The sequence below is a fragment of the Geodermatophilus sp. SYSU D00703 genome, assembly GCF_054050155.1.
Window position 1 is genome coordinate 38,219 of sequence record NZ_JBJGYU010000034.1, and the last position, 11,549, is coordinate 49,767.

Here is an 11,549-nt window from a genome sequence, read left to right on the forward strand (position 1 = left end):
CTGTCCGCTCACCGTGGCCGCCGGGGGGACTCGGGCGCCGTCGACCGGGCGCGGGGCGGCGGCTGCCGGCGGACCTCGGCGGCACGGGCGCGGCCGTCAGGACTGCGGCGCTCGCGCACCGGCGTCCGCTCGCGCGCGGGGTCGACGGCGACCCGGGCGACGGTGCGGCTCCCGGAGACGGCCGGCCGCCGGGCCCGGTCACCCCGCCCTCCGGGACGCTCGGCCCGCCGGTCAGCGGGTCCCTCCGCCTCCGGGCGGTTGCGCCGGCGCGGGTGCACCGGGTCCACCGCCTGCGCGGGGACCGGCAGCAGCAGGCGGGCCAGCCGGCCGCGCTCGCGGCGGCGCTGGTGCTCGATGGCCTCGGGCTCGGACCGGGCGAAGCGGATCAGCAGGCCGACGATGAAGAGGGTGAGCACCAGCGAGGTGCCGCCGGCGGAGACCAGGGGCAGCGTGACCCCGGTGACCGGCAGCACCCCGACGACGTAGCCCATGTTCATGGCCGCCTGCCCGACCAGCCAGACCGTGATGGCCACGCTGGCCAGTTGCACGAAGCGGTCGGTGGAGCGGCGGGCGATCCGGAAGCCGGCGTAGGCGAGCACACCGTAGAGGGTGACCACCACCAGGCACCCGAGAAACCCGAGCTCCTCACCGATGATGGCGAAGATGTAGTCCGACTCCGCCTCGGGCAGCAGGTTCCACTTCATGGCGCTGTTGCCCAGCCCGACGCCCCACAGGCCCCCGGTCGCCAGCGCGTAGAACCCGCGGATGGCCTGGAAGCCGGTGTCGGTGGGGTCGTCGAACGGGTGCAGGAACGCGGTGACCCGCTCCATCCGGTAGTCCGAGGTGCCGATCAGGAGCACGCCGGCGGTGATCGCGACCGCGGCGGCCACCGCCCACAGCCGCCCGGGCAGGCCGCCGGCCCACAGCAGGCCCATGACGACCAGCAGGAGGCTGACGACCGCGCCGAAGTCGGGCTCGAGCATGAGCAGGGCGCACAGCAGCACGAAGACCGGGATCAGCGGGACCAGCAGGGTCTTGACCGTGAGGTAGCGGCCACGGGAGGCCAGCACGTGGGCGCCCCACAGCGCGACGACCAGCTTGGCCAGCTCGGAGGGCTGGAAGTCGGTGAACCCCAGGTCGATCCAGGCGCGCGAGCCGTTGTACTCGACACCGATGCCTGGGACCAGCACGGCCAGCAGCAGGACGACGACGCCGATCAGCGCCACTCGTGACCACCGCCGCACGAGCCCGACCGGCAGCCGCACCGCGATGAACAGCGCGACCAGGCCCAGGCAGGCGAACACGACCTGGTCGACCCCGGGCCGCCAGGCCGGCTCGTCGTCGAGCGCGGCCTCGATGGCCGACGCCGAGAAGACCATGACCAGGCCGATGGCCAGCAGCAGGCCCGCCGCGCCGACCACCAGGTGGCAACTGGTCATGGGCCCGTCGAGCCAGGCGGGTCCGGCGAACCGGCGCGAGGACGAGGGCCGCACCCGCCCGGCCGCCGCGGTCCGCCGTCCGCCGGCCTCAGGAACGCCGGTGGACTCCATCGGGCCATCGTCGCCGCTACCCCGCGCGTCCCGGCGGAGGGACGGGGCGTGTCGCAGCAGCGCCTCGATCACGCCGCCTCCTCGCCCGCTCGTCGGCAGCGTGCTCGCGGCCGTGCTGTGCCCGTCGGGGAGCTCGCGAGCTCGCTCACAGGCCCGTGATGGTCAGCCAGTCGGCGTAGAACAGACCAAGGCCGAAGGCCACCGCCATGCCCGTGACCAGCCAGAAGCGGACGATCACCGTGTTCTCGGTCCAGCCGGCCAGCTCGAAGTGGTGGTGCAGCGGGGCCATCCGGAACACCCGCCGGCGGGTGGCGCGGAAGAACGCCACCTGGATGACCACCGACAGCGTGACCGCGACGAACAGCCCCCCGAGCACGATGAGCAGCAGCTCGGTGCGAGTGACGATGGCCAGGCCGGCGAGCAGCCCGCCGAGGGCCAGCGACCCCGTGTCGCCCATGAAGATCCGCGCCGGGCTGGTGTTCCACCAGAGGAAGCCCAGACAGGCGCCGAGGCCGGCGGCGGCCACCAGGGTGATGTCGAGGGGGTCGCGGACCTGGTAGCACCCGTCGATGAGCTCGGTCGTGCAGTCGTGGGTGAACTGCCAGAACGAGATGATCGTGTAGGCGCCGCAGACCATCGCGGAGCACCCGGCGGCCAGGCCGTCGAGGCCGTCGGTGAGGTTGACCGCGTTGGAGAACCCCGCGATGAACAGGTAGGCCAGGATCACGAACCCGATCGACCCCAGCGCGAGCGGTGCGATGTCGCGGACGTAGGAGACGACGGTGGAGGCCGGCGTGTTGCCGGCGTCGTCCGGGAAGTTGATCGCCAGGACGGCGAAGGCGACGCCGATGACGAGCTGGCCGACCAGCTTGGCCGTCTTGTTCAGGCCCAGGCTGCGCCGGTAGCGGATCTTGAGGTAGTCGTCGAGGAAGCCGACCGTGCCCAGCCCCACCATGAGGAACAGCACCAGCAGCCCGCTGGCGGTGACCCCACGGCCGGGCTGGTTGACCAGGAAGAGGTGGGCGATCAGGTAGCCGCCGACCGTGGCGGCGACGATCACCGTGCCGCCCATGGTGGGCGTGCCCTTCTTCGACAGGTGGCTCTCGGGGCCGTCGTCGCGGATCTCCTGGCCGAAGCCCCTCCGCCGGAACAGGTGCACGGCCACCGGCGTGGCGAGGATCGAGATCACCAGGCCGAACGCGGCGGCGATGAGGACGGACTTCACGCGCCTGCCCCGGCGTCGAGCAGGTCCGCGGCGAGCACCTCGAGCCCGTAGGACCGGCTGGCCTTCACCAGCACGACGTCACCGGGCACCACCACCTCCGTGAGCAGTTGCCGGGCGGCCGCCCGGTCGGGCACGTGCACCGCGCCCTCGTCCTGGCGCGCGCCTGCTGCGGACGCGCCCCGGGCTATCCCTACCGCATCGGGACCGACGGCCACGACCAGGTCCACCCCGGCGGCCACCGCGTCGCGGCCCAGCCGCTCGTGCTCCCCGGCCGCGCCCGGGCCGAGCTCGGCCATCGCGCCCAGCACGGCGATCCGCCGCTGTCCCGGCAGCCGGGTCAGCGCGGCCAGGGCGGCGCGCATCGACTCGGGGTTGGCGTTGTACGCGTCGTTGACCACGGTGACTCCGTCGGCCCGGCGGGCGATCTCCATCCGCCAGCGGCTGCGGGACACGGCCGCGGACAGCGCCGCGGCGACGTCGGGCAGGGACAGCCCCGCGGCGACGGCCGCCGCGGCCGCCGAGAGCGCGTTGGCGACCTGGTGCTCCCCCACCACCTGCAGGCCCACGGGCGCGCTGGCGCCCGCCGCGGCGAGCGTGAACCGGGCCAAGCCGGTCTCGTCGAGGACGACGTCGTCGGCGCGGACGTCGGCGTCGGCCCCCCGGCCGGTGGTCAGCACCCGGGCGCGGGTGCGCGATGCCATGCCCAGCACCCGCGGGTCGTCGGCGTTGAGGACGGCGGTCCCCTCCTCCGGCAGCGCCTCCACCAACTCGCCCTTGGCCGCGGCGATGCCCTCCGGGGAGCCGAACTCGCCCAGGTGCGCCGAGCCCACGTTGAGCACCACCCCGACGTCCGGGCGGGCGACGCGGCACAGCCGCGCGATGTGCCCGGGACCGCGGGAGCCCATCTCGAGGACGAGGAAGCGGGTGGTCTCGTCGGCGTCGAGCACGGTGAGCGGCAGGCCGATGTCGTTGTTGTACGAGCCGGGCGGGCTGACCGTCGGACCCGCGGTGGCCAGCACCTGACCGAGCAGGTCCTTGGTCGAGGTCTTGCCGGAGGAGCCGGTGATGCCCAGCGTCGTCAGGCGTCCGGCGGCCAGGCGGGCGTGCACGGCGGCGGCCAGCCGGCCCAGCGCGGCGACCGGGTCGTCGACGACGACGCAGGGCAGCGCGTCGTCCGGGCGGGTCGCCAGCGCGGCGACGGCTCCGGCGGCGGCCGCGGCGGCGAGGAAGTCGTGCCCGTCCACCCGCTCCCCCGGCACGGCGACGAACAGGTCGCCGAGCGTGACGGTGCGCGAGTCGACGGTGACCTTCCCGGTGACCGTGCCCGCGCCGGAGGCGAGCCGCCCACCGGCCGCCTCGGCCACCTCGGACAGGCTCAGGGGTATCACGGGGTCTCCTCGCCGGCGCCGGCCAGCGCCTCGCGCAGCACGGCGCGGTCGTCGAACGGGTGCACGGTGCCGGCCACGTCCTGGCCGGTCTCGTGGCCCTTGCCGGCCACGAGGACGGCGTCGCCGGGGCGGGCCCGGGCGACGGCCGCGGCGATCGCCGCGCGGCGGTCGCCGATCTCCAGGACGGCGTCCCGCCGGTCGGCGGGCACGCCGGCGAGCATCGCCGCGCGGATGGCGGCGGGGTCCTCCGAGCGCGGGTTGTCGTCGGTGACGACGAGCAGGTCGCTGCCGCGCGCCGCGGCCTCGCCCATCCCGGCGCGCTTGCCGGGGTCGCGGTCGCCGCCGCAGCCGAGGACGGTGATCACCCGGCCGGGGGTGACGGCGCGCAGGGCGGCGAGCGCGGTGGTGACCGCGTCGGGGGTGTGCGCGTAGTCGACGACGGCGACGAAGGGCTGGCCGGCGTCGACCGGCTCCATGCGCCCGGGCACCACGACCTCGGCCAGCCCGGTCAGCGCCGCCTCCACCGGGACCCCGACCGCGTCGAGCAGGGCGACGGCGAGGACGGCGTTGGCCACGTTGAACCGGCCGGGCAGCCGGACGCGGGCCGGCCAGCTGCGGCCGCCGGGGCCGTGCAGGGTGAACGCCGAGCCGCCGTCCGCGGCGACCGAGACGTCGTCGGCCCACCAGTCGGCGTCGGCGCAGTGGGTGGAGACGGTGACCGGGCGGCGGCCGCCCAGCATGCCGGTCAGCCGCCGGCCGTAGGGGTCGTCGACGTCGATCACCTCGACCGCGGCGCGGCCGTCGAAGAGCCGGGCCTTGGCGAGGAAGTAGTCCTCGATGTCGGCGTGGAAGTCCAGGTGGTCGCGGCCGAGGTTGGTGAACCCGGCGGCGGCGAACGGGACCCCGCCGACGCGGCCGAGCACCAGCGCGTGGCTGGAGACCTCCATCACCACGGTCCGCACGCCGGCGTCGGCCATGGTCGCCAGCAGCTCGTGCACGGCCGGCGCCTCGGGCGTCGTCCGGACGCTGCGGAACGCGGTGACGGTGGCGGTGCCGTCGTCCGCCGTGGTGCGGGTCCGCGTCTCCACGGTGCCGATCAGCCCGGTCCGCCGTCCGGCCGCGGCCAGCCCGGCCTCGACCAGGTAGCTGGTGGTGGTCTTGCCGTTGGTGCCGGTGATCCCCACGACCTGCAGCCGGCGGCCCGGCTCGCCGTACACCCGGGCGGCGACGGCGCCGAGCACCTCGCGCGGGTCGTCGACGACGCTGACCGGCAGCCCGGTGGCGCAGGCCTGCTCCCGGCCGGAGGGGTCGGTGAGGACGGCGACCGCCCCGCGGGCCGCGGCGTCGGCGGCGTACCGCGCGCCGTGCGTGCGGGCGCCGGGCAGGGCGGCGTAGAGGGCGCCGGGCGTGACCTCACCGGACGCGAGGGTCACCCGGGAGACGGGAGTGGCGGGGTCGCCCTGCACCGGGGCGCCGACCAGGTCGGCGAGGTCGGCCAGCGTCACCGGAGTGGGCAGCGGGGTGGTCCCCGCCGGACGGGGCACCGACCCATCGTCGGTCGGGCTCACGCCGTCTCCTCGCTGGCGCTCGTCGAGCGCGTTCGCCGGGCTGCTGTGCTCGTGCGTGAGCTCGCATGCTCGCTCACCGGAACTCCAATCTACCGGCGGGCCGGCACCGCCCCCCGGTCCCGCCCCGAGCGTGTGACGGGTGGGGCGGACGGGGTCCGTCGTCAGTCCGAGCCGGTGAGGTCGAACTCGGGGCGCGGCGTCCCGGACGGCACGATGCCGTCGGCCGTGAGCGCCTGGCGCATGACGTCGGCGAACACCGGCGCGGCCACCTGGCCGCCCTCCGCCGAGCTGGTCGGCCGCTCCAGGTCGACGGCGACGACGTACTGCGGGTCGTCGGCCGGGGCGAACCCGACGAAGGTGGTGACGTAGCCACCGCCGTCGTAGCAGCCGCACTCGGGGTTGGCCCGCTGCGCGGTGCCGGTCTTGCCCGCCACGCGGAAGCCGTCGATCTGCGCGAGCGGCGCCGTCCCGCCCGGGCCGACGACGGCCTCGAGCATGTAGGCCATCTGCTCGGCGGTCTCCCGGCTGACCACCCGCGTGCCCTCGGGCACGGCCGCCGGGGCGCCGCCGACGGAGCCGACCACCCGCGGCTCGATGCGGACGCCGTCGTTGGCGATCGCCTGGTAGATCGACGCCATCTGCAGGGTGGTGACCGAGACGCCCTGGCCGATCGCCACGTTGGCCGCGCGGCTGGCCGCCCAGTCATCGGAGTCCTGCAGGATGCCGGCGCTCTCGCCGGGCAGCTCGATCCCGGTGGTGCTGCCGACGCCGAAGGCCCGGAGGTACTCCTCGAGCTTCTCGTCGCCGACCTCCCGGGCCAGCATGATCGTGCCCACGTTGCTGGACTTGGCGAGGACGCCGGTGACCGTCCAGTCGACCGGCTCGTGGTCGTGGGCGTCGGTGACCACGGCGTCCCCGGCCTGGATGTGCCCGTCGACGGTGAGCACGGTGTCCGGGGTGGCCTCCCCCTCCTCGAGGGCGGCGGCGAGGGTCACCGCCTTCATCACCGAGCCCGGCTCGAAGACGTCGGACACGATCGGGTTGCCCAGCAGCTCGGGGTCGGTCCGCGACGCCTGGGCGGGGTCGTAGCCCGGGCAGGAGCCCATGGCGGCGACCCGGCCGGTGTGCACGTCCAGGACGACCGCCGACGCCCGGGTGGTGGCGCCGTCCTCGCACGCCTGCTCGAGGCGCTGCTCGGTGACGAACTGCAGGTCGGCGTCGATGGTGAGCTCGACGGTCTCGCCGTCGGTCGCCGGGGTGGACTCGTCGATCCCCGACGGGATCGGGTTGCCGCCGCTGCCCACCTCGACCCGGCGCTCGCCGTCGGACCCGGCCAGCTCCTCGTCGAAGGTGTGCTCGATGCCGGCCAGCCCGTCGCCGTCCCGGCCGACGAAGCCGATGACCTGCCCGGCCGTCGTCCCGGCGGGATAGAGGCGGACGGGGTCGTCCTCGAAGAAGATGCCGCCCAGGTCCAGCTCGTCGATGGCGTCGACGGTCTCCGGGGACACCTGCGCGGCCAGGACGACGTAGCGGCTGTCCCGCGACAGCGCGTCGGTCAGCTCCGACACCGGGACGTCGAGCAGCGTGGTGAGCGCGAGCGCGGTGCGGGCGGGGTCGGTGACCACCGTCGGGTCGGCGACCACGCGGGAGGCGTCGACGGTGTAGGCCAGCGGGTTGCCGTCGCGGTCGGTCACCGCGCCGCGCAGCGCCGCGATCGGGTAGCTGCGCAGCCGGTCCTGCGCCGCGGCGGTGGCGTACTCGCCGCCGTCCACGCCCTGCAGCAGGACCAGCTTGCCGGTGACGACCAGCAGCGGGACGACCACCAGGACCAGGCCGACGGTCAGCCGGCGGCTGCCGGCGCGCAGCGCGGCGACAGTCCGGCGGCTGCCGGGGGTCCGGCGGGGCGCGAAGGCGCCCGACCCCGCAGGGAGCCGGTCATCGGGGCGTCGTCCGGAGGCGGGGCGGCGCACGTGGGGAGGCACCGGTCAGCCTCCCGTGCCGGACTCGGGGTCGGTCCCGGGCTCCCCGGCAGGCACCGGTTCCCCGCGCAGGGTGACCGTGCCGTCCTCGCCGATCACCAGGTAGGCGGCGGAGCCGGCGGGGACCAGGCCGGCGTCCGCGGCGGCCGAGGCCAGCGCGGCGGGCGTGCTGCCGTCGACCACCAGCTGCTCGAGGCGCTCGACCTCCTGGGCGCGGTCAGCGTTGGCCCCGGCGAGCTGGGTCGCCTTCAGCGAGTTGACCGCGATGGCCGTGTTGAGGAACAGCAGGGCCAGCGACGTGGCCACGAGCATCGCCACCACGAGCACCACGAGGGGAGCCTGCCGGCGGGAGAACAGCCCGCCGCGGGCACGGGTCGGCGCGGCGGCCGCGACCGGCCGGGGCGTGGGGCCCGTCGGCAGCGACCGGGCCGGGCGGGTCCGCAGGGCGCCGGTGCGGACGGGGACGCTGTGCGCGCGCCCCGACCGGTCGGGGGCGGCGACCGGGATCCGGGCGGCCGAGGACCGGTCCGGGGCGATCGGCACCGCCCGGGGAGCGACCCGGCGCGCGGCACCGGGGGCGCGCCGCGGCTCCGGCGGGACCCCGGCGGCGCGGGCAGTGGCACTCATGCGGCCCGCCGGGTGCGCTCGGCGGCGCGGACCCGCGCGGAGGCCGCCCGGGGGTTGGCGGCGACCTCGGCGTCGGACGGGCCCTCCCCGCCACGGGTGAGCAGACGCAGCGTGGGGCCGTACTCGGGCAGCGGCACCGGCATCTCCGGGGGCGTGCGGTCGGTCGCGGACGCGGCGAGGGTCTGCTTGACGATCCGGTCCTCGAGGGAGTGGAAGGTGATGACGGCGATGCGCCCACCGACGGCCAGCGCCTCGATCGCGGCCGGCAGGGCCCGCTCCAGGACGCCGAGCTCGTCGTTGACCTCGATCCGCAGCGCCTGGAAGGTCCGCTTGGCGGGGTGGCCGCCGGTGCGGCGGGTGGCCGCCGGGATGGACTCCCGCACCAGCTCGGCCAGCCGGCCGGTGCGGGTGAACGGCTCGCGCGCCCGCTCCCGCTCGATCGCCCGGGCGATGCGGGCGGCGAACCGCTCCTCGCCGTAGACACGCAGCACGCGGGTGAGGTCGGCCGCGGAGTAGGTGTTGACGACGTCGGCGGCGGTACGCCGCGCGGCCGGGTCCATCCGCATGTCGAGCGGCGCGTCGGCGGCGTAGCTGAAGCCGCGGCCGGGGCGGTCGAGCTGCAGGGAGGAGACCCCGAGGTCGAACAGGACCGCCTGTACCTCCTCGGCACCGAGCCGCTCGAGCACGTCGGGGAGCTCGTCGAAGACGGCGGGGACGACGGTGGCGCGGTCGGCCACGCCGGCGGCCCCCAGCCGCCGGGTCGCCTCCGCGCGGGCGTCGGGATCGCGGTCCAGGCCGATCAGCCGCATGCCCGGGTGGGCGCGCAGCAGCGCCAGGGAGTGCCCGGCCAGACCCAGGGTGGCGTCGACGAGCACCGCGCCCTCGGCCGCGCAGGCGGGGCCGAGCAGGTCGACCACCCGGTCGAGCAGCACGGGCACGTGCACCGCGGCGGGTGCCGGCTCGCTGCTGCTCATCGTCGACTGCTCCTCGGACGGGTCGGTCGGGGCCCGTCCATGGTGGCGCGGGGCAGCGGTCGGCGGGTGGAGGGCAGCGGCGTTTCGCCGGTGGTGTCGGGCACCGGTGGGGCGGAGTGGGGGTGGTGGAGCGCAGTGGGGCGACTTCCCGGGCCGGAGTGGCGACCCGCCCCCCGCGGGGCCCGCCTGGCGCCGGGGAAGTGCGTCAGGTGGCGCCCCGCGGGGACGGGGAGGGCCCGTGCCGGTCCGGACCTGGGGAGGGGCCGGCCGGCGCGCGCCCGGGGCGCGGTGCGCTCCCTCCGTGCCGTGGGGGTCCGAGCCGCGGGGAAGGCGGCTCGGGCCGGTCCGGTCGAGCCGCGGGGAAGTCGGCTCGGTCGGGAGGTGGCCCGGAGGGGGGTCGGGACGGACGTCGGATCACGAGAGGGTGGGCATCCCCTCGCTCTCCATCTCGGCGAACTTCGCCTCCTGCTCGGCCACGTAGGCGTCCCAGGTGGCGGCGTCCCAGATCTCGAAGCGCGTGTCGACGCCGACCACGACCACGTCCCGGTCCAGGCCGGCGTACTGCCGCAGGTTGGCGGGGATGGTGATCCGGCCGGTCTTGTCCGGCTCGACCTCGACCATCGACCCGAAGCTCATGCGGGCCCGCATGCGGGCCTCGGCGGTGTCGGCGGGCGCCATGGACGCCGCGGCCTGGCTCTGCTCGGCGACGCGGTTCATGGTGAGGCCGTAGATGCAGCGCTCCTGGCCCTTCTTGATCACCATGCCGCCGGCCACCTGCTCGCGGAAGCGGACGGGGAGTGCGAGCCGGCCCTTCTCGTCGAGCCGCAGCGGATAGCTGCCGACGAACACCGGATCACCTCCCCCATCGGTCCTCCTCGCGCTCCGGGGCGCCCCCGGGACGGGCCCTGCCTCCCCACCGGGCCACACAGTAACCCACTACGCCCCACCGAACACCACTCGACACCATCTCGTGACCGGCCTCCCCCACTGCTCCACCCGCAGGTCAGCGGGCCGTGCGCGCCGGGTGGGGCGGGGTGGGGCGCAGGGTGGGGTGCAGTGGCGTCCGGGGCGGCCCGGCCGGTCGTCGCGCTGGGTCGCCGTGGGGACCGGAGGGCCCGCACACGTTGGTGAACCCACCCGTCCGGTGTCGCGGGACCGCCCCGTGACCGGTCCGCGCACGTACCGTGGGAGGACGCCGACCGCCGAGGCGCGGTCGCACGGGGAGGGAGCGGCGTTGGGCAGGGAGCCGACGACTGTCGAGGCGACGCCGTGACCGACCTCGCCCGGACCGGAGCCGGCGCATCCGTCGACGTCGCGGCGGAGGGTGCCCGGATCGCCGCCAACATGGCGCGCGTCGTCCACGGCAAGCCCGACGTCGTCCACCTGGCCCTGGTGGTGCTGCTGGCCGAGGGACACCTGCTGATCGAGGACGTGCCGGGGGTCGGGAAGACCACGCTGGCCAAGGCCCTGGCCGCCTCCATCGACGCGAGCGTGCGCCGCATCCAGTTCACCCCGGACCTGCTGCCGAGCGACGTGACCGGGGTGTCGGTCTACGACCAGGAGACCCGCGAGTTCGAGTTCAAGCCGGGGGCGGTGTTCGCCAACATCGTCGTGGCCGACGAGATCAACCGGGCCTCCCCCAAGACCCAGTCGGCCCTGCTGGAGTGCATGGAGGAGCGGCAGGTCACCGTCGACGGGGTCAGCTACGAGCTGGCCCGGCCGTTCCTGGTGGTGGCCACCCAGAACCCCATCGAGATGGAGGGCACCTACCCCCTCCCGGAGGCCCAGCGCGACCGGTTCACCGCGCGCGTCTCCATGGGCTACCCCGACCGCGAGGCCGAGCTGGCCATGCTCGACGACATGGTCACCACCGACCCGCTGGCCTCGCTCACCCCGGTGGCCGACGCCGCGGGGGTGCGCACGCTCGTCGCCGCGGTCGGCCGGCTGCACGTCTCCGAGGCCGTCCGCCGCTACGTGGTCGCCCTGGTGGAGGCCACCCGCCGCTCCCCCGATCTGCGGCTGGGCGCCTCGCCGCGGGCGGGGCTGCAGCTGCTGCGCACCGCCCGGGCCGCGGCCGCCCTCGCCGGCCGCGACCACGTCCTGCCCGACGACGTCCAGACCGTCGCGGTGCCGGTGCTCGCCCACCGGCTGCTGCTGACCCCGGACGCTGGGGGGGGCGGGCGCCCCACCCACCAAGTTCTACACCAACAAGAAGGAAACCTCCCCCGGGATCGCGGC

Annotated in this window: 9 protein-coding genes; 1 reads left to right on the forward strand and 8 read right to left on the reverse strand. The window is 75.8% G+C overall.

What is annotated here, in order from left to right:
• Window positions 1-8: 8 nt before the first annotated feature.
• From ftsW to mraZ, 8 genes are all read right to left on the reverse strand, one after another.
• Window positions 9-1,550: a putative lipid II flippase FtsW gene (gene ftsW, locus ACI782_RS22030; RefSeq protein WP_456912237.1), complete on the reverse strand. Its 1,542-nt coding sequence runs from the start codon at window positions 1,548-1,550 to the stop codon at window positions 9-11.
• 145 nt (window positions 1,551-1,695) lie between these two features.
• A complete protein-coding gene (gene mraY, locus ACI782_RS22035; protein ID WP_456912238.1) occupies window positions 1,696-2,775 on the reverse strand; it encodes a phospho-N-acetylmuramoyl-pentapeptide-transferase in 1,080 nt (359 codons plus the stop codon).
• Window positions 2,772-4,163, reverse strand: a complete 1,392-nt coding sequence (locus ACI782_RS22040; protein WP_456912239.1) for a UDP-N-acetylmuramoyl-tripeptide--D-alanyl-D-alanine ligase — start codon at window positions 4,161-4,163, stop codon at window positions 2,772-2,774. Before ACI782_RS22040 ends, mraY begins: the two co-directional genes overlap by 4 nt.
• The gene (locus ACI782_RS22045; RefSeq protein WP_456912240.1) at window positions 4,160-5,731 is read right to left on the reverse strand and encodes a UDP-N-acetylmuramoyl-L-alanyl-D-glutamate--2,6-diaminopimelate ligase; all 1,572 of its coding nucleotides are present in this window, start codon (window positions 5,729-5,731) and stop codon (window positions 4,160-4,162) included. The genes ACI782_RS22040 and ACI782_RS22045 overlap by 4 nt, the downstream gene beginning before the upstream one ends.
• A gap of 161 nt (window positions 5,732-5,892) precedes the next feature.
• On the reverse strand, window positions 5,893-7,713 hold the full coding sequence (locus tag ACI782_RS22050) for a peptidoglycan D,D-transpeptidase FtsI family protein (RefSeq protein WP_456912241.1): 1,821 nt from the start codon (window positions 7,711-7,713) through the stop codon (window positions 5,893-5,895).
• Between the two features lie 3 nt (window positions 7,714-7,716).
• Window positions 7,717-8,337 carry a hypothetical protein gene (locus tag ACI782_RS22055; RefSeq protein WP_456912242.1) on the reverse strand — a complete coding sequence of 207 codons (621 nt, stop codon included), beginning with the start codon at window positions 8,335-8,337 and terminating at the stop codon, window positions 7,717-7,719.
• Window positions 8,334-9,311, reverse strand: coding sequence for a 16S rRNA (cytosine(1402)-N(4))-methyltransferase RsmH (gene rsmH, locus ACI782_RS22060; RefSeq protein WP_456912243.1), 978 nt, complete (start codon window positions 9,309-9,311; stop codon window positions 8,334-8,336). The genes ACI782_RS22055 and rsmH overlap by 4 nt, the downstream gene beginning before the upstream one ends.
• Before the next feature lie 414 nt (window positions 9,312-9,725).
• Complete coding sequence (gene mraZ, locus ACI782_RS22065) at window positions 9,726-10,160, reverse strand: division/cell wall cluster transcriptional repressor MraZ (protein ID WP_456912244.1); 435 nt, start codon at window positions 10,158-10,160, stop codon at window positions 9,726-9,728.
• A gap of 420 nt (window positions 10,161-10,580) precedes the next feature.
• Here mraZ and ACI782_RS22070 point away from each other — a divergent pair.
• A partial coding sequence (locus ACI782_RS22070) for an AAA family ATPase (protein ID WP_456912245.1) occupies window positions 10,581-11,549 on the forward strand: 969 nt, incomplete at its 3' end.